The organism is Pseudomonas sp. Q1-7 (assembly GCF_028010285.1).
In the GTDB taxonomy this organism is placed as follows: domain Bacteria; phylum Pseudomonadota; class Gammaproteobacteria; order Pseudomonadales; family Pseudomonadaceae; genus Metapseudomonas.
The window spans coordinates 3,256,872-3,279,676 of record NZ_CP116304.1; the positions used below are offsets into that span (position 1 = coordinate 3,256,872).

The 22,805-nt window shown below is 64.6% G+C and carries 25 protein-coding genes and 1 pseudogene; 12 read left to right on the top strand and 14 right to left on the bottom strand.

What is annotated here, in order from left to right; genetic code table 11:
* Positions 1 to 24: 24 nt before the first annotated feature.
* Positions 25 to 1,374: an aminodeoxychorismate synthase component I gene (gene pabB / locus PJW05_RS14985; protein ID WP_271407805.1), complete on the top strand. Its 1,350-nt coding sequence runs from the start codon at positions 25 to 27 to the stop codon at positions 1,372 to 1,374.
* 165 nt (positions 1,375 to 1,539) lie between these two features.
* On the opposite strand, the gene thrH is transcribed toward pabB, so the two are convergent.
* Complete coding sequence (gene thrH / locus PJW05_RS14990) at positions 1,540 to 2,157, bottom strand: bifunctional phosphoserine phosphatase/homoserine phosphotransferase ThrH (protein WP_271407806.1); 618 nt, start codon at positions 2,155 to 2,157, stop codon at positions 1,540 to 1,542.
* Between the two features lie 193 nt (positions 2,158 to 2,350).
* Here thrH and PJW05_RS14995 point away from each other — a divergent pair, with 193 nt between their 5' ends.
* Together PJW05_RS14995 and PJW05_RS15000 are read left to right on the top strand one after the other, a co-directional pair.
* A complete protein-coding gene (locus tag PJW05_RS14995; RefSeq protein WP_271407807.1) occupies positions 2,351 to 3,085 on the top strand; it encodes a phosphoadenylyl-sulfate reductase in 735 nt (244 codons plus the stop codon).
* 4 nt (positions 3,086 to 3,089) lie between these two features.
* A pseudogene (locus PJW05_RS15000) lies at positions 3,090 to 3,411 on the top strand (hypothetical protein).
* A 77-nt stretch (positions 3,412 to 3,488) separates the two neighbouring features.
* Here PJW05_RS15000 and cysB read toward each other — a convergent pair.
* The 5 genes from cysB to PJW05_RS15030 all read right to left on the bottom strand — a co-directional run bounded on the left by cysB (position 3,489) and on the right by PJW05_RS15030 (position 7,454).
* Positions 3,489 to 4,463: an HTH-type transcriptional regulator CysB gene (cysB, locus tag PJW05_RS15010; protein WP_271407810.1), complete on the bottom strand. Its 975-nt coding sequence runs from the start codon at positions 4,461 to 4,463 to the stop codon at positions 3,489 to 3,491.
* A 118-nt stretch (positions 4,464 to 4,581) separates the two neighbouring features.
* On the bottom strand, positions 4,582 to 5,082 hold the full coding sequence (locus tag PJW05_RS15015) for a universal stress protein (RefSeq protein ID WP_271407811.1): 501 nt from the start codon (positions 5,080 to 5,082) through the stop codon (positions 4,582 to 4,584).
* A 112-nt stretch (positions 5,083 to 5,194) separates the two neighbouring features.
* Positions 5,195 to 6,100 (bottom strand): 5'-nucleotidase, encoded by a 906-nt coding sequence (locus PJW05_RS15020; protein WP_271407812.1) that lies wholly within the window; start codon positions 6,098 to 6,100, stop codon positions 5,195 to 5,197.
* A gap of 13 nt (positions 6,101 to 6,113) precedes the next feature.
* Positions 6,114 to 7,067, bottom strand: coding sequence for a putative 2-dehydropantoate 2-reductase (locus PJW05_RS15025; RefSeq protein WP_271407813.1), 954 nt, complete (start codon positions 7,065 to 7,067; stop codon positions 6,114 to 6,116).
* Complete coding sequence (locus tag PJW05_RS15030; protein ID WP_271407814.1) at positions 7,068 to 7,454, bottom strand: thioredoxin family protein; 387 nt, start codon at positions 7,452 to 7,454, stop codon at positions 7,068 to 7,070. It lies immediately after the preceding gene.
* On the opposite strand from PJW05_RS15030, the gene PJW05_RS15035 reads away from it, so the two are divergent.
* On the top strand, positions 7,453 to 7,863 hold the full coding sequence (locus PJW05_RS15035; RefSeq protein ID WP_271407815.1) for a PilZ domain-containing protein: 411 nt from the start codon (positions 7,453 to 7,455) through the stop codon (positions 7,861 to 7,863). The genes PJW05_RS15030 and PJW05_RS15035 overlap by 2 nt on opposite strands.
* A gap of 168 nt (positions 7,864 to 8,031) precedes the next feature.
* A complete protein-coding gene (locus tag PJW05_RS15040) occupies positions 8,032 to 9,105 on the top strand; it encodes a 3-deoxy-7-phosphoheptulonate synthase (protein ID WP_271407816.1) in 1,074 nt (357 codons plus the stop codon).
* A 57-nt stretch (positions 9,106 to 9,162) separates the two neighbouring features.
* Here the strand turns inward: PJW05_RS15040 and PJW05_RS15045 are convergent, their stop codons facing one another.
* Complete coding sequence (locus PJW05_RS15045) at positions 9,163 to 9,447, bottom strand: GNAT family N-acetyltransferase (RefSeq protein ID WP_271407817.1); 285 nt, start codon at positions 9,445 to 9,447, stop codon at positions 9,163 to 9,165.
* Positions 9,448 to 9,465: 18 nt separating this feature from the next.
* Positions 9,466 to 10,740, bottom strand: a complete 1,275-nt coding sequence (locus tag PJW05_RS15050) for a hypothetical protein (protein ID WP_271407818.1) — start codon at positions 10,738 to 10,740, stop codon at positions 9,466 to 9,468.
* 458 nt (positions 10,741 to 11,198) lie between these two features.
* On the opposite strand from PJW05_RS15050, the gene oprI reads away from it, so the two are divergent.
* Positions 11,199 to 11,450, top strand: coding sequence for an outer membrane lipoprotei OprI (oprI, locus tag PJW05_RS15055; RefSeq protein ID WP_003448337.1), 252 nt, complete (start codon positions 11,199 to 11,201; stop codon positions 11,448 to 11,450).
* Between the two features lie 183 nt (positions 11,451 to 11,633).
* Here oprI and PJW05_RS15060 read toward each other — a convergent pair whose 3' ends face one another.
* The 3 genes from PJW05_RS15060 to PJW05_RS15070 all read right to left on the bottom strand — a co-directional run bounded on the left by PJW05_RS15060 (position 11,634) and on the right by PJW05_RS15070 (position 13,613).
* Positions 11,634 to 12,596 (bottom strand): L,D-transpeptidase family protein, encoded by a 963-nt coding sequence (locus PJW05_RS15060; RefSeq protein WP_271407819.1) that lies wholly within the window; start codon positions 12,594 to 12,596, stop codon positions 11,634 to 11,636.
* A 73-nt stretch (positions 12,597 to 12,669) separates the two neighbouring features.
* On the bottom strand, positions 12,670 to 12,951 hold the full coding sequence (locus PJW05_RS15065) for a hypothetical protein (protein WP_271407820.1): 282 nt from the start codon (positions 12,949 to 12,951) through the stop codon (positions 12,670 to 12,672).
* 56 nt (positions 12,952 to 13,007) lie between these two features.
* On the bottom strand, positions 13,008 to 13,613 hold the full coding sequence (locus PJW05_RS15070; RefSeq protein WP_271407821.1) for an arylesterase: 606 nt from the start codon (positions 13,611 to 13,613) through the stop codon (positions 13,008 to 13,010).
* 10 nt (positions 13,614 to 13,623) lie between these two features.
* Between PJW05_RS15070 and PJW05_RS15075 the strand changes: the two genes are divergently transcribed.
* The 3 genes from PJW05_RS15075 to greB are packed head-to-tail and all read left to right on the top strand — an operon-like array spanning position 13,624 to position 17,343.
* Positions 13,624 to 14,307, top strand: coding sequence for an ABC transporter ATP-binding protein (locus PJW05_RS15075; RefSeq protein WP_271407822.1), 684 nt, complete (start codon positions 13,624 to 13,626; stop codon positions 14,305 to 14,307).
* Positions 14,307 to 16,811 (top strand): ABC transporter permease, encoded by a 2,505-nt coding sequence (locus tag PJW05_RS15080; protein ID WP_271407823.1) that lies wholly within the window; start codon positions 14,307 to 14,309, stop codon positions 16,809 to 16,811. Before PJW05_RS15075 ends, PJW05_RS15080 begins: the two co-directional genes overlap by 1 nt.
* Positions 16,812 to 16,845: 34 nt before the next feature.
* A complete protein-coding gene (gene greB, locus PJW05_RS15085; protein WP_271407824.1) occupies positions 16,846 to 17,343 on the top strand; it encodes a transcription elongation factor GreB in 498 nt (165 codons plus the stop codon).
* Positions 17,344 to 17,378: 35 nt separating this feature from the next.
* Here greB and PJW05_RS15090 read toward each other — a convergent pair whose 3' ends face one another.
* A complete protein-coding gene (locus PJW05_RS15090; protein ID WP_271407825.1) occupies positions 17,379 to 17,687 on the bottom strand; it encodes a class I SAM-dependent methyltransferase in 309 nt (102 codons plus the stop codon).
* Between the two features lie 197 nt (positions 17,688 to 17,884).
* Between PJW05_RS15090 and thpR the strand changes: the two genes are divergently transcribed.
* The 3 genes from thpR (at position 17,885) to PJW05_RS15105 (ending at position 20,651) form a co-directional block, all read left to right on the top strand.
* On the top strand, positions 17,885 to 18,415 hold the full coding sequence (gene thpR, locus PJW05_RS15095) for an RNA 2',3'-cyclic phosphodiesterase (RefSeq protein ID WP_271407826.1): 531 nt from the start codon (positions 17,885 to 17,887) through the stop codon (positions 18,413 to 18,415).
* Between the two features lie 211 nt (positions 18,416 to 18,626).
* Positions 18,627 to 19,571: a triacylglycerol lipase gene (locus PJW05_RS15100; RefSeq protein ID WP_271407827.1), complete on the top strand. Its 945-nt coding sequence runs from the start codon at positions 18,627 to 18,629 to the stop codon at positions 19,569 to 19,571.
* 54 nt (positions 19,572 to 19,625) lie between these two features.
* Entirely contained in the window at positions 19,626 to 20,651 is a 1,026-nt protein-coding gene (locus tag PJW05_RS15105) for a lipase secretion chaperone (protein WP_271407828.1), read from the top strand.
* A gap of 47 nt (positions 20,652 to 20,698) precedes the next feature.
* On the opposite strand, the gene PJW05_RS15110 is transcribed toward PJW05_RS15105, so the two are convergent.
* Together PJW05_RS15110 and PJW05_RS15115 are read right to left on the bottom strand one after the other, a co-directional pair.
* Positions 20,699 to 21,133 carry a DoxX family protein gene (locus PJW05_RS15110; protein ID WP_271407829.1) on the bottom strand — a complete coding sequence of 145 codons (435 nt, stop codon included), beginning with the start codon at positions 21,131 to 21,133 and terminating at the stop codon, positions 20,699 to 20,701.
* A 101-nt stretch (positions 21,134 to 21,234) separates the two neighbouring features.
* On the bottom strand, positions 21,235 to 22,656 hold the full coding sequence (locus PJW05_RS15115) for a transglycosylase SLT domain-containing protein (protein ID WP_271407830.1): 1,422 nt from the start codon (positions 22,654 to 22,656) through the stop codon (positions 21,235 to 21,237).
* Positions 22,657 to 22,805: the final 149 nt, after the last annotated feature.

The window sequence follows — 22,805 nt, forward strand, 5'->3', positions numbered from 1 at the left end:
CTGCACCCAGCCCGCGCCGCCCCTATGCCCGACTGCCATCTTCACACCCTTCCCTATCACGAATCCCCCTGCGAACGCTTCGCCCTGGTCCGCCAGGCGCCTGGCGCCGTGCTGCTGGACGCTGGCCGCCCCGTCGCCGAGCGTGGACGCTATGACCTATTCAGCGCCTGGCCATTGGCAGCGTTTGCAACGATGCCGGGCGAATCGGCCAACGACTTCGCCCAGCGCCTGCGGAAGGCTCTGGCGAGCCTCGGCGAGGCCAGCCTGCCTGCTGGCATCGAATTGCCATTCGTCGGCGGACTGATCGGCTACCTGGCCTATGACTTCGGCCGCCGCGTGGAGGCGCTGCCGGATCAGGCCATCGACGACCTGCAATTACCGGACGCCCAGCTCGGTCTGTATGCCTGGGCACTGGTCAGCGACCATCAGGCGCGCACCAGCCAGCTGGTGTTCCACCCCGCCCTCGATGAAGCCGAACGCGCCCGCCTGGTGACGCTGTTCAGCGAACCCGGGCAGGCACCGAGCGGACCGTTCCGCCTGACCGCCCCGTTCCGCGGCAACCTGGCGGAAGACCAGTACCGCGACTCCATCGAGCGGGTTCAGGCCTATATCCAGGCGGGCGACTGCTATCAGGTGAACTTCACCCAACGCTTCCAGGCCCCCTGCGAAGGGGACCCCTGGACCGCCTACCAGGCCCTGCGCACGGCCTGCCCGACGCCCTTCGCCGGCTACCAGGCCTTGAATGGCGGCGGCGCGATCCTCAGCCTGTCGCCGGAGCGCTTCATCAAGGTCAGCCAGGGCCAGGTGGAGACTCGCCCAATCAAAGGCACCCGGCCGCGCGGCCAGACCCCCGAGGAAGACCGCGCGCAGGCCGAGGAACTGCTGGCCAGCCGCAAGGACCGCGCCGAGAACCTGATGATCGTCGACTTGCTGCGCAATGACCTGGGACGCAGCTGCGCCATTGGCTCGGTACGGGTGCCGGAGCTTTTCGCCCTGGAGAGTTACCCCAACGTGCATCACCTGGTCAGCGCCATTACCGGCCGCCTGGCGGCCGACAAGGACGCGCTGGACCTGATCAGCGGCAGCTTCCCCGGCGGCTCCATCACCGGGGCGCCGAAGATCCGCGCCATGCAGATCATCGACGAGCTGGAACCCACCCGCCGCTCCATCTACTGCGGCTCCCTGCTCTACCTGGACACGCGCGGCGAACTGGACAGCTCCATCGCCATCCGCACCGTGCTGGTGAAAGACGGCCAGGCCAGTTGCTGGGGCGGTGGCGGCATAGTCGCGGACTCCGACTGGCAGGAGGAGTACCGCGAGTCGATCACCAAGGTGAAGGTGCTGATGCAGACCCTGGAGGGGCTGGATCCGTAACGCCGTGGGGAGGGGTCGTTGTAGGTTGGCGCCGAGCGAAGCGCGGGCCAACACAAACCCGCGCCCCGGCAATGTTGGGCTTCGCAGGCTCAGCACCAATCTGCGCCCAACCCACACCAGCAACGAAAAAGCCCGCTTTCGCGGGCTGTTCCATGAGCCGAGCGATCAGAGGCTCAACGGGCGGCTGGAGGCCTTGATGAACGCGCGCTTGAGGTCTTCGTAGGTGTGCACCGCCGGGAACTGCGGGAATTCGCGAATCACGTTCTCCGGCGCATGGAACAGGATGCCGGCATGGGCTTCGCTGAGCATGGTGGTGTCATTGTAGGAATCGCCGGCGGCGATCACGCGGTAATAGAGGCTCTTGAAGGCGAGCACGGACTGGCGCTTGGGGTCCTTCTGGCGCAGTTGATAGTCCACCACGCGGTCGGTTTCGTCGGTGATCAGGCGGTGGCACAGCAGGGTCGGGAAGCCCAGTTGGCGCATCAGCGGCTGGGAGAACTCGTAGAAGGTGTCGGAGAGGATGACCACCTGGAAGCGCTCGCGCAGCCAGTCGACGAACTCGACGGCGCCTTCCAGCGGCTTCAGCGTGGCGATCACGCTCTGGATGTCGGAGAGCTTCAGGCCATGCTCGTCGAGGATGCGCAGGCGTTGCTTCATCAGCACGTCGTAGTCCGGGATGTCCCGGGTAGTCGCCTTGAGCGCTTCTATTCCGGTTTTCTCCGCGAAGGCGATCCAGATTTCCGGAACCAGTACACCTTCAAGGTCGAGACAGGCGATTTCCACGAGCAGTTTCCCCGCATGGCTTTTGGATTGGAGGCGGCACTCTAGCCGCTCGCCTGGCACCGCGCAACGCGACCCTTATAGCCAAACACGACAGTGGTACTGCCTGTTGGTTATTTAGTGGCATAACTCCCCTTTGTTAAGATGCGCGCCATAGAGCGCGACCAGCGCCATCCCATAAAAGGAAGCCTGCCCGATGAGCCAACCCTTCGATGTCACCGAACTGGCGACGGCCTACGCCAGCAAGTCCCCACAGGACATCCTCAAGCTCGCCTTCGAGCATTTCGGCGATGAGCTGTGGATCTCCTTCAGCGGCGCCGAGGACGTGGTACTGGTGGACATGGCCTGGAAGCTGAACAAGAACGTCAAGGTCTTCAGCCTCGACACCGGCCGCCTGCACCCGGAGACCTACCGTTTCATCGAGCAGGTGCGCGAACACTACGGTATCGCCATCGAAGTGCTGTCGCCGGACCCGCGCCTGCTGGAGCCTCTCGTCAAGGAGAAAGGCCTGTTCAGCTTCTTCAACGACGGCCACGGCGAGTGCTGCGGCATCCGCAAGATCGAGCCGCTGCGACGCAAGCTGTCCACCGTCACCGCCTGGGCCACCGGCCAGCGCCGCGACCAGAGCCCGGGCACCCGCTCCCAGGTGGCCGTACTGGAACTGGACGGCGCCTTCTCCACCCCGGACAAGCCGTTGTACAAATTCAACCCCCTGGCGCAGATGACCAGCGAGGAAGTCTGGGCCTACATCCGCATGCTGGAGATTCCCTACAACCCGCTGCACGAGCGTGGCTTCATCAGCATCGGCTGCGAACCCTGCACCCGCCCGGTGCTGCCCAACCAGCACGAGCGTGAAGGCCGCTGGTGGTGGGAGGAAGCCACTCAGAAGGAATGCGGGCTGCACGCAGGCAACCTGATCAGCAAGGCCTGAGGCCATGCGCATCACCCTGGTGAAGAAAGTCCTGGCCGATGGTCAGGACTGCCGCAAGTGCCGGGATGTGATGGAACGCCTGGAACGCGGCGGCCACCTGGATCGGATCGACCGCATCCTGGTGGCCGACGAACGCAACCCCGCCAGCGCCGGCTGGCTGGCTGGCCGCACAGCACTATGGCGTGGATGCCGCGCCGTTCTTCGTGGTGCGCCATGACGATGGCCGGGAGCAGGTCTACACCGTCTTCCTCGCCTTTCTCCGCGAGGCACTGCAACCCGCCTCGCCCTCCCCGGCCGCCAGCGGCAACGGCCCCGATCACCTTTGACGGCGCCGTAAGGCCCTGCGGCCTGCCATGAAAAAGCCCGGCGTTCTGCCGGGCTTGCTTCATTTCGGGAATGCCACTCAGTAGGTCGGCAGTTCCACGTTGTGGAACAGCTCATCCAGCTCCGCCTTGTTATGGCATTGCACCGCCTTGGCCTGGACGTCGCGGGTCAGATGCGGGGCGAACTTCTCGATGAAATCGCACATGAAGCCGCGCAGGAAGGTGCCGCGGCGGAAACCGATCTTGGTCACGCTGGCCTCGAACAACTCGCTGGCATCCAGCACCACCAGGTCACAATCGAGTTTGGCGTCCACCGCCATCTTGGCCACGATACCCACGCCCAGGCCCAGGCGGACATAGGTCTTGATCACGTCAGCGTCGGCGGCGGTGAACACCACCTTGGGGGTCAGGCCACGATGACTGAAGGCCTCGTCCAGCTTGGAACGACCGGTGAAACCGAACACGTAGGTGACGATGGGATGCTCGGCCAGCGCTTCCAGGGTCAGCTTGGGCAGCTTGGCCAGCGGATGGCCCTGGGGAACGATGACGCAACGGTTCCAGCGATAGCACGGCATCATCACCAGGTCACCGAAGAGCTCCAGGGCTTCGGTGGCGATGGCGAAGTCGACGGTGCCGTCGGCCGCCATTTCGGCAATCTGCATGGGCGTGCCCTGGTGCATGTGCAGGGCAACGTCCGGGTATTGCTTGATGAAGCCACCGATCACCGGCGGCAGTGCATAGCGCGCCTGGGTGTGGGTGGTGGCGATGGACAGGGTGCCCTTCTTCTCGTTGGAGAACTCCTGGGCGATCTGCTTGATGCTCTCGACCTTGCGCAGGATTTCGCCGGCCGTGGTGATGATGCGCTCGCCGGCAGGCGTGACGCGAGTCAGGTGCTTGCCGCTGCGGGCAAAGACTTCGACGCCCAGTTCGTCTTCCAGCAGACGGATCTGCTTGCTGATGCCCGGCTGCGAGGTATAGAGGCTTTGCGCAGTAGCGGACACGTTCAGGTCATGGTGCGCCACTTCCCAGATGTAGCGCAGTTGCTGGAGCTTCATAGGCAATCCTCAAGCGATTGCGCCGCAGGATGTCGGCGGCGTTTATAACCATATTAATGGTTTGCTGAATAAAACTAGACGTTTTTTTCTGCTTTGCACAACGCGCGACCAGCGGCCATCAGAAGTCGTTGCGACCGCGATGCTGGAGCATGGGCACCAGGTACACCGGTACTTCGGACAATTGCACCAGGCGCGCCGCGGTTCTACCCAGCGGGGTTTCCAGTGACGTCCCATGGCTGTGGCTCCCCACCACGAGCAGGTCCACCGAGAGCTTCTGCACTTCTTCGAGGATGACCAGCGGCGGATCGCCCTGGACGACTCGCACGGCGCGAATCATGTCCAGGTCCTGGACGGCCTCGCCCATTTCATCGCGAAACCCTTCCAGCACCCGTTGTTCGATGCTCGACATGACGGTACCCAGGCCTTTGGCCCGCAGCTCTTTCAGGGTGTCGTCGTCGAGGTAGGTTTGCAGCACCGATTCGGCGAACAGGCCGAGTGGCTCCACCGCGTGCACGACATACAGCTGGGCGTTATAGGCGCGGGCAAGGGACAGGGCGTGTTGCAGGACATAGGGAGCGTAGAGACCGAGGTCCGTGGCATAGAGGATGGAGCGGATCATGAGGCCTCCTACCGCCGTTCATGGCTGGCCTCACCAGAGCTTAGGTTCTGTCAGAAAGGTCGTCGAGCGACGGCCAGGCAAGGCGCGCAGGCCGTTTTCGGACAGAACCCGGTCAGATCTGTGGCTCGTTGCTCACCCCATGTGGCACGTGGCCGGTCGCCACCACATCGCGGGCCTTTTCGCAGTGCCCGGCCTGATCGTCGAAGAACACGTCCGCACCAAAGGTTTCGAGGATCGCGGCCTTCTCCAGGCCGCCGAGGAAGAACGATTCGTCCAGGCGGATATTCCATTCACGCAGGGTGCGGATGACTCGCTCATGGGCCGGCGCCGACCGCGCGGTGACCAGCGCGGTGCGAATCGGACAGGCTTCGGCCGGAAACTCCTGCTGCAGCTTGTTGAGGGCGGCGAGAAAGGGTTTGAACGGCCCGCCATCCAACGGCTCGCGGGCCGAGTCGCGCTCGTGGGCCTGGAAGGCTTCCAGGCCGCCAGTCTGGTAGATACGTTCGGAATGGTCGGAAAACAGCACCGCGTCACCGTCGAAGGCAATGCGCAGCTCGTTGCTCGCCGCCCGCCGCGGCCCACCCGAAAGAATAGTGGCGGCGGCATAGCCGCGTTGCAGCGCCCCCCGCACATCCTCGGCATGGGTGGAGAGAAACAGGTGGCAGCCGAAGGCACGCAGGTAGGGCTCCGGGCTGCGCCCGCCGACAAAAGCCGCGCGGGAGATGCCCAGGCCGTAGTGCTGGATGGAATTGAAGGCGCGCAGCCCGGTATCGGCGCTGTTGCGCGAAACCAGGATGACTTCCACCCGCTGCTGACCAAGCGACTCGTTCAGGCCGAGCAGCTTCTCCACCAGCGGATACGCGTCACCAGGGGACAGGACTTCATCCTCGTGGTCGATCTGGTACTGACGGTAGGCCTCTATACCTTCCGCCTCGTAGACCCGATGGCTTTCCGCCAGGTCGAACAGCGCCCGCGAGGAAATCGCCAGTACCAGCTTGTCACCCAGCCCTTTGCCCATGGAAATCCGCCTCTCAGCCCTGGTTGCGTGCGTCGATGAAGCGTAGCGCCTGGTAGAGCGCACGGATGCGCGGCATCTCGAACCCAACGGCGGCCGCCGCCGCCAGCGGGGCCTCGTAGATGGCGCCGAGTTCCAGCGGGCGCTTCTGCGCGAAGTCGTGGTACATGCTCGGCAGGTAGTCAGGCATGCGATCGGTGGACGCCAGCAGCTTATCGGCGAAATTGTCCGGAATGCGATGGCCGACGGCGGTGGCGCCTTCGACCACCTCCTGCATGATCGCCTGGATCAGCTCGCGACTGTCGGCATTGCCCATGAGCGCCGTGGTTCCGGCGTTCAGCAGGACCGACAGCCCGTTGTAAGGCACGTTCCAGACCAGCTTCTGCCAGCGTGCCTGATCCAGGTTGGCCACTGCGGCGGAGTCGATGCCGGCGGCCTTGAACAGACCAGAGCCCTCTTCGGTCAGCGCCAGGCGCTCGGCTTCATCCCGGGCTGGACCGGAGTGGTAGCCGAGGTTCACCGCGCCCAGGGACTGATGCTCGATCACCCCCGGTGCCGAGCGGTGCACGCAGATGTAGCAAAGGCCACCGAGCAGGTGCAGGGACTCGGGCACCAGCGGGCGCAGTTCATCTTCCACCGCCAGGCCGTTCTGCAGCAGCACCACTTTCGCCCCCGGCGCCGCGACCTGGGCGATGACCGGCGCCAGCGCGGCGTTGCTGGTGGTCTTGGCGCCCACCAGCAGCCAGTCGCACGGCGGCATGTCAGCGGCATCGCGATAGGCCTGGGCCGGGAACAGTGCCAGGGCGCCATGCACCGCGCTGTTCAACTGCAGGCCACGCGCAGCCACGGCGTCGTACTCGCTGCGCAGCAGGAAATGCACGTCGAAGCCGGCACGGGCCAGCATCACGCCATAAAAGCCACCAATGGCGCCGGTACCGATGATGCCGATGCGCGGTTTGCTTGAACTCATCTAGGGAAGCTCCTCTGCCGGCCGGGCCAGCGCCCGGTCCAGGGCTTGAATCAGATCGTCGCGCCGCAGGCTGGCGTGCAGCGCGCCATGGAAAAGGCCGTTTCGGACCACGAACATCGCAGGCAGGTGGAATACCTCATAACGCTGGACCAGGCCACCATTATCGCCGGCATCTATCCAGCACAATCGGTCGACCGGCAGGCCCGTTCCCGGCAAGTGCCGACGCGCCCAGCGACACGCGGCACAGCCGGTACTCGTGAAGATCACCAGGGAGGTGCCGGGCAGATCAAGCAGACGGCGATCGGCGTCGAGATCGGTCAGTTCAACCTCGAGCACTATAGTGTCCTGTGCAATGCCGGATTCGAGGCATCGGGAGTCAGCGGTCATGCGTCAGTTCCTGCGTCACCCCACGGAGATGCCCGTGGAGCTGGTTCCGCGCAAGGGCAGGCGCCTGCCTTTGCAGCGGCTGCACAATATCAGCCTGGGTGGGGTCGCGTGCAACTCCGCACGTGCGTTTCGGCGCGGCACCGCCATCGAGCTCTGCATCCCGATGCTGGGTGAGCAGGCGCGCTTTTCCGGCACGGTCGCCTGGTGCCGCAAGCAGGTCGATGACTACATGATCGGAATCGCCTTCACCGACGCGGAAAACCTGTTCCGCGCACGGATGGTGGAACAGATCTGCCTGATCGAGCAGTACCGCAAGCAGCGCGAAGAAGCCCTTGGCCATGCTTTGCCGCCCGAAGCGGTCGCACAGGAATGGATCGCCCTGCACGCGGCGGACTTCGCCCCGGTCTGAAATCGTGTGATTTCCACGTTCCAGGCGTGCATTCGCCATTGTCGAGCTTGCGTGGAAAGCGTTAAGGTTCCCCTCCCCGCCGCGTTTTTACTGCTGTGCTCTCCGCCCTACGGGGATCGCTGGCGGCCTGCACCCGTGACCTGACGACCCTGACCGATGAAAAGCACGATGGCTGATTTACAGATCGACGACCTTAACGTTGCCTCCAACGAGACCCTGATCACGCCGGAGCAGTTGAAGCGCGAAATCCCCCTGACCGATGACGCCCTGCGCACCGTCGCCACCGGTCGCCAGGTGGTCCGCAATATCCTCGATGGCAAGGACCATCGCCTGTTCGTGGTGGTGGGCCCCTGCTCCATCCACGATATCAAGGCCGCCCACGAATATGCCGATCGCCTCAAGGGCCTGGCTGCCGAGCTGTCCGACACCCTCTTCCTGGTGATGCGCGTGTACTTCGAAAAGCCGCGCACCACCGTGGGCTGGAAAGGCCTGATCAACGACCCCTACCTGGATGACTCCTTCAAGATCCAGGACGGCCTGCACATCGGTCGCCAATTGCTGCGCGACCTGGCCGAGAAAGGCCTGCCCACCGCCACCGAGGCCCTGGACCCGATCTCTCCGCAGTACCTGCAGGACCTGATCAGCTGGTCGGCCATCGGCGCCCGCACCACCGAATCCCAGACCCACCGCGAAATGGCCTCCGGCCTGTCTTCCGCAGTCGGCTTCAAGAACGGCACCGACGGCAGCCTGACCGTGGCGATCAACGCCCTGCAATCGGTATCCAGCCCGCACCGCTTCCTCGGCATCAACCAGGAAGGCGGCGTCTCCATCGTCACCACCAAGGGCAACGCCTATGGCCATGTAGTGCTGCGCGGCGGCAACGGCAAGCCGAACTACGACTCGGTCAGCGTCGCCATCTGCGAACAGGAACTGACCAAGGCCGGCATCCGCCCGAACATCATGGTCGACTGCAGCCACGCCAACTCCAACAAGGATCCGGCGCTGCAACCCTTGGTCATGGACAACGTCGCCAACCAGATTCTCGAAGGCAACAACTCCATCGTCGGCCTGATGGTGGAAAGCCACTTGGGCTGGGGCAACCAATCGATTCCGAAGGACCTTGACCAGTTGAAGTACGGCGTTTCCATCACCGACGCCTGCATCGACTGGGACACCACCGAGAAAACCCTGCGCAGCATGCACGCCAAGCTCAAGGACGTGCTGCCCAAGCGACCGCGCTGAGCGGCGGCAGAAACGAAAACGCCGGGCAATTGCCCGGCGTTTTCTATTGCACACTGCTCAGCCGTTGTGCTGGGACTGGCGCTGGCGGCGCTCGATGTAGCGTTCTACGTAGGAGCAGGATGGGATCACGGTATAGCCGTGGTCCTCGGCATATTCCAGGGCGGATTCGGTCAACGCCGCGGCGATCCCACGACCGCGCAGGACGTTCGGCACGAACGTGCGATAGATGTCCAACGTCTGCTTACCCAGGTCCATGTAGGCCAGGTACGCACGATGACCGTCCACGGTGGTCTCGAACTGATGACCTGCCTGGTCATGGTGGATGGACAATGCCTCGCTCATCACTTCTCCTTTGAGGATCTAAAACTTTACCCGTACCTTATCTATCTTTTCCAACCGAAGGAACATCTCGGCTGAGCCCGAACCGAACTGCACACTGAGGTACGCCCTCCCGTTCTCCACCTTGTGTAATACACCCTGGTAGTAGGCACCATCGAAGGTGATGAATTGTAGCCGCTTGCCGGCATAGTCCGGCAGGTCGGCAACGTTGACGAACTCATACCGCTGGACGGCACGCTCGCCATCTTCGTTATCCTTCACGGCGGTGATCTTCTCCAGAGCCGCCGGCTCGTTTCGCGCCGCAGCCGGGTCGACCCAGGTGAATTCGACTGGCTGCACCAGCTCCTGGTTCACCAGCACCGCCGGACGCAGCATGCTCACCACATCCATCGCCTCGAAGAACTGCAGGCCATCCCAGGCCATGCCTTCGCTCGGCGTCAACTCGACCCGCAGCGATTGCGGGTCCTTCAGGTAACGGCCGTAGGCATCCAGCATGGCTTGCCCCAGGGCAACCCGCTGACTGCGCATCACGGTGTCGAATTGCTGCACCGAGGTTTTCAGATAGACATCGGCGGACTGGCCGAGCTTGCTCGCGCAGAACTGCTGGACCTTGCGCTGGTACTGGTTGTCGTTCAGCTCGAAAATCACGCTGGACAGGTGCGGAGGATTGACCCGCAGGTCGCCCGGCGTCTCCGACATGTTAGACAACGACAAGGTGAGACGCACTTCGCCCATGTCACGCGTATCGGACGTCAGATTGAAGCTGAGTTTCTGCGCGCCGGGCTGGAACAGGTAAGAGAACTCCGCATCCGTCTCCAGGGTGCGATAGCCCATCTCCAGCAGTTCGTCGGTGCCGATATGACGCACCGTGCCGCAAGCCACTTCGCTCATCGCGGTGAATACGCTGCGCTCCGTCGGCGTGTTGTACAGCTGCTGCATGAAAGGCCCGTGCACGTCCAGGGCAATGCCTTGCAGACTCACCGCCATCTGCTCGGGGAACTTGCCCTCGGCCAGGCGCTCCTTGAAGCTGAGGAGTTCGCGCAGGCTCTTGAACTTCAGTTCGGCCTGTCGCACTCGCAGACTGTCCCCCAGGGCTGGAACACGAAGTTGCAGGTTCTCGAGGCCGACCCGACCATCGAAGGAGGAAGTAATGCCGCCATAGGTGATATCCATTGCCGGCGACAACTTGCTGATTGCGTCGTCCATGATCGACCTGACCGACCACCAGAGCGACAACTTGATGATCAGCCCCACGGCCAGAACCGCCAGCACTCCCCACTTGAGAATCTTCGACATAAATGACGTCCTTGAAGTCTGCGCTTCGCTATGGAAATCGGAAGCTGGACAAGCTTATCAGCCTGCCCCGCAGCACTACCACGACAGTTCTTTGTATAGATGAAGATAATTCCCGGTTCTCTGAAAAAGTTCCATTTTCAAAGCAGGATCCGGTCATGAACAAACGGTCCCGGCCGAGGGCCGGATAACGCCTGTCAGAAGAGGGTACAGGGGTCTGCCCATGTCGCCAGCCTGGGCCTACACTTGCCATTTCGACTGATCAAATAACAATCATGCTGGCTGTTTTTTGATCAGCGAACCCGTTATTCGCTTCCGAGTTAGCCGGCAAGCTGAAAAAAATGTGCCTGCCTTGCACAAGGTCAGTTTACTTACTACAAGTTATGGGTAGTATGTACGCCGGCTAATTTCCCAAGCTCGGGGAATTGCTTTATGGAAATGTCCACCTTAAGGGGAACACGATGAACAACGTTCTGAAATTCTCTGCTCTGGCTCTGGCCGCAGTTCTGGCCACCGGTTGCAGCAGCGTATCCAAAGAAACCGAAGCTCGCCTGACTGCTACCGAAGACGCAGCTGCTCGCGCTCAAGCCCGTGCTGACGAAGCCTACCGCAAGGCTGACGAAGCTCTGGCCGCCGCTCAGAAAGCCCAGCAGACCGCTGACGAGGCTAACGAGCGCGCCCTGCGCATGCTGGAAAAAGCCAGCCGCAAGTAATAGCCTTCTGGCTATAGAGCCGACCCAGTTCGCTGGGTCGGCTTTTTTATTGCCCGAACTTTTTCGCCAACTCCCCAGACACTTCCTCATTACCCGGCGTCCGACAGGAATTCGCCAACCAGCCGGCAAAAGAAAAGCCCGCTGGCGGATCGCGCAGCGGGCCTTCTTCAAGCAACTTTTCGCTTAGAACTCGGTGTTGGGCGTATTGGCCGCAACCGCCGAACCAGGCTCGGCAATTTCCACCGGCAGACCGTCCTCGGCCGCAACCACCTCACGCACCACATCCCAATCCAGGCGGAGGGTGTTGACCAGATCCTCACGCTTGAGCAGCGCGTTGATCACAGCGGTGTGCTTGTCCACCACGGACGGATCGCCATGATCGTCCAGCGGTGCGTGCGCCTCAAGGTAGATCTTGCCGCCGCTGACACCGAACTTGTAGGGCTCGTTGATGATGCGTACCGACGTCCCCACCGGTGCCATGGACGCCAGGGCCAGCACGTTGTGGTTGAGCATGCGGAAGCAGCCGTGGCTGACACGCATGCCGATGCCAAACTTCTTGTTCGAACCGTGGATCAGGTAACCCGGCACGCCCAACTTGAACTTGAACGGTCCCAGCGGGTTGTCCGGCCCCGGCGGCACCACCGCGGGCAGCGGGTCACCATCGGCGGCATGCTCTTCGCGGATCGACTTGGGCGGATACCAGGCCGGGTTGGAGGTCTTGGCCGTGATCGTGGTGTGCGCGATAGGCGAACCCCAACCTTCGCGGCCGATACCCAGCGGGTAGGTATGCACCACATTCTGCCCTTTCGGGAAGTAATACATGCGGTACTCGGCGAGGTTGATCACGATGCCCTCGCGCGGCCCCGGCGGCAGGATGTAGCGGGTCGGCAGGATGATCTCGGTGCCGGCGCCCGGCAACCAGGGATCGACGCCCGGGTTGGCCGCGACCATTTCCAGGTAGCCCAGGTCATTGGCAACACCGAGGTCAGCGAAGGTGTCTTCATACTTGGCCTTGATGACCTGAACCTGCCCGACGATGTCTTCGCCGGGCGGCGGCAGGGGCAGCTCGAGGGCTGCAACAGGACCTGCCACCAGCAGGGACGCTACTGACAGGGAACGGGCGACGGCTATAAAGCGCGGCAACATCCGGGAATCCTTGACAAATTGACTGATTAAAAGACTCGGAATTCTACACCGGCGCAGCGAGCGCCGGGAGCCCTCAGGCCTCCGACCAGACCGAGTGCAACCCCTGACGCTGGGCGTCGAGGGTAGAACGGCAGTTCGCGCAAAGGCGCCGGTCGCGCAGCAGGTCCTGTTCAAGATTACTCCAGCGCGGTTGCGCCGGCAGCAGCCCACCGCAAAGCGTCCGATCAGCGAAACCACCCAGTTCGAGTTGACGTGCCACCAAGTGCAGGCGCACTTCGCGGCAAGCGAACAGGTCAAGTTGCTCGTCGGGCTCTATCACTTTGTAGCCAAACAGGGACCAGACGGGGCGCGGCATGGAGGACTCCAGGGAGGGTGCGCAACATTAGCCGAAAGCGGGCCGCGGGAAAAGCGTCAGAGCAAGGGTTCCAGGGCCGGCCAGAGATTGTCCAGCAGCCGTGGCTGCGCCTGGGCCCGGGGGTGAATGCCATCGGCCTGCATCATTTCCGGCACCCCACCCACCCCTTCGAGGAAGAACGGCACCAGCGGTACCTGCTTCTCCGCCGCCAGAGTGCTGTAGACATTGGCGAAAGCCGTGGTGTAGCGCAGACCATAGTTGGGCGGAAGACGCATGCCCAGCAGCAGCACCTTGGCCCCGGCCTGCCGCGACTTCTCGACCATCGACGCAAGATTCTGTTGCAATTGCGCGGGGGGCTGACCACGCAACCCATCGTTGCCGCCGAGCTCGATGATCACCAGTTCCGGCTTGTGCTCCGCAAGCAGGGCGGGAAGCCTGGACAGCCCGCCAGCACTGGTATCGCCACTGATCGAGGCGTTCACCACACGCTGTTCGTAACCCTTCTCGGCCAGGCGATTTTCCAGCAGGGACACCCAGCCCTGGCTGGATTCCAGCCCGAAAGCGGCACTGATACTATCGCCGACGACCAGCACAGTCCCCGCCATGGCCCCCTGCGCCGACAGCAACAGGAACAGGCAGCCGCCCAACAACCAGGCACGCATTGGATTCTCCATGAGCGCAAGCATTCTCGATGCGCGGAACCTTAGCAAAGTGGTTCCCAGCGCGGAAGGCGACCTGACCATCCTTCACGACCTCTCCCTGAGCCTCGGTAAAGGTGACAGCCTGGCCATCGTCGGCAGTTCCGGCTCGGGAAAGTCCACCCTGCTCGGCCTGCTCGCCGGGCTCGACCTGCCCAGCGCGGGGGAAGTGCAACTGGCCGGACGGGCCTTGTCGGGCCTGGATGAGGACCAGCGCGCGCGGGTACGCGCGGAGCATGTCGGCTTCGTATTCCAGTCGTTCCAGTTGCTGGACAATCTCAACGCCCTGGAAAACGTGATGCTGCCGCTGGAGCTGGAAGGCCGCCGCGATGCCCGCTCTCGCGCCCGAGAGCTACTCGAACGGGTCGGCCTGGGCCAACGTCTCAGCCACTACCCCCGCCAGCTTTCCGGCGGGGAGCAACAGCGCGTTGCCATCGCCCGCGCCTTCGCCGACGAGCCCGACGTGCTGTTCGCCGACGAACCCACCGGCAACCTCGACAGCCATACGGGCGAGCGCATCAGCGACCTGCTCTTCCAACTCAACCAGGAACGCGGCACCACCCTGGTGCTGGTGACCCACGACGAGCGCCTGGCCCACCGTTGCCGCCGCCTGATCCGCCTCGAAGGCGGCCGCCTGGTCGAGCAGATGGAGCCCTGATGCGTCGTCTGCCCCTCACCCGCCTCCTGGCAATGGCCGCCCGCCAGCTGTGGCGCGATGCCCACGGCGGCGAGTTGCGCGTGCTGTTCTTCTCTCTATTGGTGGCGGTCGCCGCCAGCAGTGCCATCGGTTATTTCAGTGCCCGCCTGAATGCGGCCATGTTGTTGCGTGCCACCGAATTCCTGGGGGCCGATCTGCTGCTCAGCGGCTCGTCTCCCGCGCGCACCGAGCAGATCGACAGCGGCCTGCAATTGGGCCTGAAGCATGCCCGCGCCGTCGAGTTCTCCAGCGTCATCGCTACCGACAACGGCATCCAGTTGTCCAGTGTCAAGGCTGTGGACCGGGCCTACCCGCTGCGCGGCGAACTGAAGAGCGCCGCACGACCCTATGGCGAAGAAACCAGCGGCAGCGGACCGGCGCCGGGCGAAGCCTGGGCCGAAGCGCGGCTGTTCGCCACCCTGAACCTGAACCCGGGCGACAGCATCGAGGTCGGCCAGAAGACCCTGCGCCTGTCCCGCGTCCTGACCTACGAGCCGGATCGCGCCGGCGACTTCTACAGCCTGACGCCACGGGTACTGATCAGCCTGGACGACCTCGACGCAACCGGCGTGGTCCAACCCGGTAGCCGTGTCCGCTACCGCGAGCTCTGGAGCGGCCCGAGCGAAATCCTGACCCGCTACAGGGCGACGATCGAAACCGGCCTGGAGGCCAACCAGCGACTGGAGGATGCCCGCCAGGGCAATCGCCAGATCGGCGGTGCCCTGGGGCGCGCGGAACGTTACCTGAACCTGGCCAGCCTCGCCGCCGTGCTGCTCGCCGGCGTTGCCGTGGCCCTCTCCGCGGCCCGTTTCGCCGCCCGCCGTTTCGACGCCAGCGCGCTGTTGCGCTGCCTCGGCCTGACCCGCCGCGAAGCCCTGCTTCTATTCGGCCTGCAACTCGCCCTGCTGGGCTTACTGGCCAGCGCCCTGGGCGCCCTGTTCGGCTGGCTGGCCCAGGTGGTGCTGTTCAAGCTGCTGGGAGGCCTGCTGCCAGCGGTGATCCCCTCCGGAGGCCTGGTACCGGCGCTGGCGGGCATCGCCACCGGCCTGCTTGCCCTGGCCGGTTTCGCCCTGCCGCCCCTGGCCGCCCTGGGCCGGGTCCCGCCGCTACGCGTCCTGCGCCGCGACCTGCTGCCGTTGCCGCCCAGTGCCTGGCTGGTATACGGCGCCGCGCTGCTGGCCCTCGGACTGATCATGTGGCGCCTGAGCCTGGACCTGAAGCTCACCCTGGCCCTGCTCGGCGGCGGCCTGATCGCGGCCCTGCTGCTGGGCGGTGCGTTGCTGGCGGGCCTGCAGGGCATGCGCCGGCTGCTGGTCAATGCCGCCCTGCCCTGGCGGCTGGGCCTGGGTCAACTCTTGCGCCACCCGCTGGCCGCCGCCGGGCAGTCCCTGGCCTTCGGCCTGATCCTCCTGGCCATGGCGCTGATCGCATTGCTGCGCGGCGAACTGCTGGACACCTGGCAGAACCAGTTGCCGGCGAACGCGCCCAACCATTTCGCCCTCAACGTCCTGCCCGCCGAACGGGACGCCTTCGCCAGCAGGCTGGCCAGCCTGTCCCCTCATCCCGAGCCGCTCTACCCGGTAGTCCCCGGCCGTCTCACCACCATCAATGGCGAACCGGTGCGGCAACGGGTGAGCAAGGACTCCCAAGGCGAACGCGCGGTACAACGCGACCTCAGCCTGACCTGGTCGGCACAGTTGCCCAGCGACAATCGCCTGGTGGCCGGCCGCTGGTGGAGCGACCTGCCGCGCACCGTGCTGCCGGGCGTTTCGGTGGAAGCCAAGCTCGCCGCAAGCCTCGACCTGAAGCTGGGGGATCGCCTGACCTTCATGGTCGGTGGCCTCCAGCGCGACGCCCAGGTGACCAGCCTGCGCGAGGTGGACTGGGACAGTTTCCAGCCGAACTTCTATATGATCTTCGCCCCGGACACCCTGGCCGACCTCCCCGTCACCTACCTCACCAGTTTCTACCTGCCGCCGCGCCACGACCGCGACCTGGTGGCCCTGTCCCGCGCCTTCCCCGCCGTTACCCTGCTACAGGTCGAAGCGATCCTCGCGCAACTGCGCAGCATCCTCGCGCAGGTCACCCTGGCGGTGGAGTTCGTCCTGCTCTTCGTGCTGGCTGCCGGGCTCGCGGTGCTGTTCGCCGGCCTGCAGTCCACCCTGGACGAACGCATCCGCCAGGGCGCCCTGCTCCGTGCTCTGGGGGCCGAACGCCAGCTGCTGGTGAAGGCACGACGCGCCGAATTCGCACTGCTCGGCGCCTGCAGCGGTCTGCTCGCCGCCCTCGGCTGCGAACTGGTCAGCTTCCTGCTCTACCGCTTCGCCTTCGACCTGGATTGGCAACCCCACCCCTGGCTGCTGGTCCTGCCGCTGCTGGGTGCCCTGCTGGTGGGTTCCGCCGGAGTGATCGGCACCCGACGCGCGCTCAACGCCAGCCCACTGACGGTCCTGCGCGAAGCTTGATAGGCTTTGCCTCCCGAATTGCCGCAGGACCGCCATGAGCCGCTACCGCCCACCCCGCACTGCCGGAACGCCCCTGATCACCCCGGAGGGCGAAGCGCGCCTGCGCGCCGAACTCCACGAGCTGTGGCACGTGCGCCGGCCCAAGGTCACCCAGGCGGTGAGCGAGGCCGCCGCCCAGGGCGACCGCTCGGAAAACGCCGAGTACACCTACGGCAAGAAAATGCTGCGGGAGATCGACAGCCGCGTGCGCTTCCTCACCAAGCGCCTGGAAAACCTGAAGGTGGTGCGCGAGCGCCCGACCGATCCCGGCAAGGTCTACTTCGGCGCCTGGGTGACGCTGGAAGATGACGAAGGCGAGCAGGCCCGTTACCGCATCGTCGGCCCCGACGAATTCGACCTGAAGCAGAACCTGATCAGCATCGACTCCCCCCTGGCCCGCGCCCTGATGGGCAAGGCGCTGGACGCTGAAGTGCGGGTCAGCACCCCGACCGGGGAAAAGACCTGGTACGTGGTCGAGATCGAGTATCCCTAGGGTGCTGGCGTCATCGCCCCCCCCGGCCCGAGCTGTCAGCGGCGGGTGATCATTCCCTGGCGCGCCACGCGCACCAGTTGCCCGAGCACTGCCGGCAAGGCTTCGGCGGCAGGCGTCTGGATCACGGCCATGTCGAAGCTGTCGCTGGCAAAGCGTGCCAGCGACTCGCCATCGCGGACGAACTGGATGAGGAAGTTGCGCTGGCGACCCCAGCGCTTGGGCCAACCTTCGAGATAACGCAGGAGGGTCGGCTGGTGGGAGCCACCGAGCAGGATTCGGGGGTTGCGCAATACCAGCCCGGTGGTGATCGGGGCCAGTCGGAGCAGGGGTTGGGGACAGGTCATGGTGTCATGTCTCCGCCTCGTGGGGTCCCGCTGGGCAGCGGTGAGAGGCGACACCGAACCAGCGTTTTAGCGGTATTTCGAAGCCCGTGAAGACTTCCGCGCCCCGCAAGTAGCTGACTAAATCGGCGCATGGGGCGACATCCTAGAGAAGCCCGCGCAATACTGTCAAGGCGACCAATCCGCCCCGGAAGACGCCCATGAGCACCCCGCCGCTGCGCCTGTTCTTCGCCATTCCCTGCTGCCCGCAACTGGTGGACGAGATCATCGACTGGCGCGCCCGCACCCCCATCGACGGCAAGCCCGTGGCCCCCGAAAACCTGCATCTCACCCTCGCCTTTCTCGGCTCGCAACCGCGAGGCCAGCTCGAGACGCTCGAAACCCTGGCCGCCAGCCTGCACGGCACCCGTTTCACCTTGCACCTGGACCGCCTGGCGCGCTGGAAGAATGGCCTTCTGCACCTGGCGCCGAGCAAGCTGCCAGCCGCGCTGCTCGAGCTGGAACAGGGCCTGCGCGAGCGCTTGCTGGCCACCGGATTCCAGCTGGAAAGCCGCCCGTTCAAACCCCACCTGACCCTGGCCCGTCATTGCCCACGGCTTCCCGCGGCGGAAACCCCAACCTTCGATTGGCCGGCCACCGAATTCGCCCTCTTTGCCTCGGAAAACACCGCCAAAGGCTCCCGCTACCATGCCCTCGGGCGTTGGCCATTGCGGCCTTCGACCCCAGCCTGACGTTTCGCCACGTAACAGGAAACTGGTCAGCATTTTCAGGTGAACGGTTGTAAACATCCGCGAAGTCCCCACCCCAGAGCACTTGGCGACGGCGTGCCGCGAATGGCATGGATCCTGCCCGCGGCCCTGCTTGAAGTGCACGCCCAGGAAGGGCGTGGCCAAGCCAGGGAATGCAGTCAGGCCCTCCCACGCACAACAGTCGAGAGCGCACATGAAGCACAACAAGACCCTGCTCGCCCTCTGCCTTGCCGGCGGCCTCACCGCCTCCGGGCAAGCCCACGCCTTCTGGTTCGGCTCCAGTGGCTATACCCAGACCCGCTACCCGATCGTCCTCACCCACGGCATGCTCGGATTCGACAACCTCCTCGGCATCGACTACTGGTACGGCATTCCCTCCGCCCTGCGACGCGATGGTGCCCGTGTCTACGTCACCGAAGTCAGCCAGTTGAACACCACCGAGGCGCGCGGAGAGGAACTGCTGGAACAAGTGGAGGAAATCGTCGCCATCAGCGGCAGCCCGAAGGTCAACCTGATCGGCCACAGCCACGGTGGCCCGACGATCCGCTACGTAGCCGCCGTGCGGCCGGACCTGGTCGCTTCCGCCACCAGCGTGGGCGCACCACACAAAGGCTCGGCCACCGCTGACTTCCTCCGCCAGGTGCCGCCGGGGTCCGCTGGCGAAATGCTGTTGGCCGGCATCGTCAACGGCCTGGGAGCGCTGATCAACGTTCTCTCCGGCAGCAGCAGCGACCTCCAGCAGAACGCCCTCGGCGCTCTTGCCTCGCTCAACAGCCAGGGTGCCGCCGCATTCAACGCGCGCTTCCCGCAGGGCGTGCCCACCACGGCCTGCGGCGAAGGTGCCTATCAGGTCAACGGCGTACGCTACTACTCCTGGAGCGGCACCAGCCCACTGACCAACGTCCTGGATGTCAGCGACGTGATGCTCGGCGCCAGTTCCCTGACCTTCAACGGCGAGGCCAACGACGGCCTGGTGGGTCGCTGCAGTTCGCACCTGGGCAAAGTCATCCGCGACGATTACCGGATGAACCACCTGGACGAAGTCAACCAGACCCTGGGCCTGACCAGCCTGTTCGAAACCGATCCGGTCACCGTCTATCGTCAACAGGCCAACCGGCTGAAGAACGACGGGCTCTGAGCCCTGCCCGCGGGGCTCGAGGGCCCCGCACCTCCCCAGACTGCCGAGTGCCCCGTGAAAAAACGCCTCTTGCTGCTCCCTCTCGCCTTCGCCGGCGCCCTCGCCATCCTGCTGCAATGGGGCGGCCGACCGGCGCCAGCCTCCTCCAGCGTCACGCCACCGAACGCCACCGTGGCCGCCCCTGCCCCGGCTGCGACAGCCCCCGCCGCCCCGGTCGCGAGCAGTCCGCCAAGCACCACCGGGCGCCTGCCCGCATCGCTGACGGGCACAGAGGTGGACGGCCGCTTCCGACTCGATGGCGCCGGCAACCTGCTGGTCAGCGAAGACATCCGGCGCATCTTCGATTACTTCCTCAGCACCCAGGGCGAAGAGTCCCTGACCGCCAGCATCCAGCGCTTGCGCGGCTACATCGACGGGCAACTGGATGCGCCAGCCGAAGGCCAGGCCTTGGCCCTGCTCGACCAGTACCTCGATTACAAGCGTCAACTGGTGCGACTGGAGCGTGACCTGCCGCTGCTGGCCGACCTTGCCGCCCTGCGCCAGCGCGAAGCGGCGGTGCAGGCGTTGCGGGCGCGGATCTTCAGCAGCGAAGCCCACCAGGCGTTCTTCGCCAAAGAAGAGGCCTACAACACCTTCACCCTGCAGCGCCTGGCCATCCAGCGAGACGCTCGCCTGGAACCGGCGGCCAAGGCGGCGGCCATCGACCAGTTGCGCGGCAACCTGCCGGACGACCTGCAAGCCATGGCGGCCAGCCAACTGCAGGCCGAACTCCGGGTCCAGGTGGGCGCACTGCAGGCTGCGGGAGGCAGCCCCGAGCAGATCCGCCAGCTGCGCCAGCAACTGGTGGGTGCCGAAGCCACGAGTCGACTGGAAGCCCTGGACCAGCAACGCCTGCATTGGCAACAGCGGTTGCAGGTCTACCTCATGGAAAGACGCCGCATCGAAGCCAGCGAAGGCCTGAGCGATAGCGACAAGGCCACCGCCATCAGCCGCCTCGAAGAGGAAGGCTTCAGCCCGCAGGAGCGCCTGCGCCTCCAGGCCGCGGCCGAGCTGGCGGCCGCGCGCAAGAAGCTGCCCTGAAACGAAAAAGGCCCGCCAAAGCGGGCCTCTCTTCTCCAAGCCGAAACTCAGCTGGCGATATTGCGATCCAGGGACATCTTGCCGGCGCCTTCGATCAGCAGGGTCGCGCTGATCAGGGCGAGGATCATGGCGTACTCATAACCACCGTTGGTGATGAAGAAGCCGCTGGCCCAGTGCACACTGAACACCGCCACCACCATCGCGACGATCAGCGCCGCGGCAGCCGGACGCACCAGCAGGCCGATCACCAGGGCCACACCGCCGAAGAACTCGGCGCTGCCGGCCATCAGGGCCATCAGGTAGCCCGGAGCCAGGCCGATGCTTTCCATCCATTGCCCGGTTCCTGCCAGGCCATAACCGCCAAACATGCCGAAAAGTTTCTGCGCGCCATGGGCCATGAAGGTCAGGCCGGTGACGATCCGCAACAGGGTGATGCCGTAACCGGCGTTGGTGGCGAGGATGGTTTTGATCGGGCTGCTCATCGAGGTGTTCCTTGTGTTGTGGGAGTCGATGAGCACAAGCTTAGTAGAATTTTTTGATATTAAAATCGCAAAATTCTCGACCAAATAATCGAATAAACCGATTATTTACGCGTTTTACTCCCCTTTTTCAAAGGCTCCAGTCGATAACGCTCGCGGTCAAAGGCCAGGTAGTACTTGTTCACACTATTGACGTAGCTCACCACCCCCATGCCAGCCTGCTCGGCGGCGATGCGCTCCACCTGGAAAAACCACCGATCGGGGTTCAGACCACGCCGCCGGGCTTCCGCGCGCATACCTTGGACCCGTTGCGGACCGAGGTTGTAGGCCGCCAGGACGAAGGCCATGCGTTCACGCTCGTCGAGCCTTGCACTGGAAAAGAAGTTGCGTCGCAACATAGCCAGGTACTTGGCCGATGCCTGCACGTTGTTATCGAGTTTCTGGATATTCCCCACCCCGACGCTACGCGCCGCGCCGGGGGTGATCTGCATCAGTCCGGTGGCGCCGCTGGCCCCCCTGGCCGCCGGATTCAGGCTGGACTCCTTGTAGGCCAGCGCGGCTAGGCTGAGCCAATCGAAGTCGTGCTGGTCGGCGTAGCGCTGCAGCACCGGACGCACCCGCTCCAGGCGCTGGAGCTCGTTGCGCGCCAGCGGGTAATGCACCTTGTACAGACGTCGGTAGACCCGCTGGAAGGCGGCGTCCTGGTCGTCCGGCACCCGGTATCCGGCGAGGAAGCGGTCGACACTGGCGCGCAGCGTCGGCGCATCGCGGCGCACGAACCAGGTCATGTCGCCCTGTCGATCCAATACCAGATGTTTATCAAGACGCAGCCTGGGCATCACCTTGACCCAGCGCTCGCCGATCGGCTGCTCGACCGCGGTCAGCGGATAGATGCCGGCCTGGACCATTTCCAGCACATCCTCCACTGCCAGGCTCGGGTCGACCCATTCGATGACGACGGGCGCCAACTTGCGCGCCGCCAGCCTCTCGTTCACCTGACGCAAGGCTTCGCCGGCGGCACTGCCCACCGGCAACGAGATGCTGCGTCCGGACAGCTGTTCCAGGCGCTGGTAGCGGCGCTGGCCCTGGCGGCTGACCAGCACCAACGGCACATCCTTGCGCAAGGGCGCACTGGCGCTGACCGTAGTGCCGACGCCCTGGGCGATCAACTCCCCCGGCGCCACCAGGTCGCCCTCGCCACGCTGCAGCGCGGCCAGCAGTTGATCCTTGGCCCTGGGAATGATCTTCAGCCTGATTTCACGCCCGTCGCGGGCAGTGCGATTGAGGAACTGTTCGAAGGCACGGATACGGTGGTACTCGACACCGACCGGCTCGCCCTTGACCTCGCCCGAGCTGTTGCGGCTCTGGTTCACCAGCACCTTGAGCACGCCGCTGCGGCGTATCTGCGCCAGATCGCGGGCCTCGGCCGGCTGCTGCCAGACGTCCGGCGGCCCTGCCAGGCGCGCGTTGGCCGGATGCGGCAGCAGCGCCAACAGGCAGAGGAAGAACAGCAGCGGTCGCGTCATCGATTCTCCAGGAACTGGGCACTCATTCGCGCGCGCCCGATCGGACAGCGCCGCGCCGCGAGTCCTTGGCTGGCGAGCGAGGGGCGCGGAGCGTGTCACAGCTGGGCGCCCGAAGCCAGTCAAAGCGTGGTATCGACTTCAACATATGC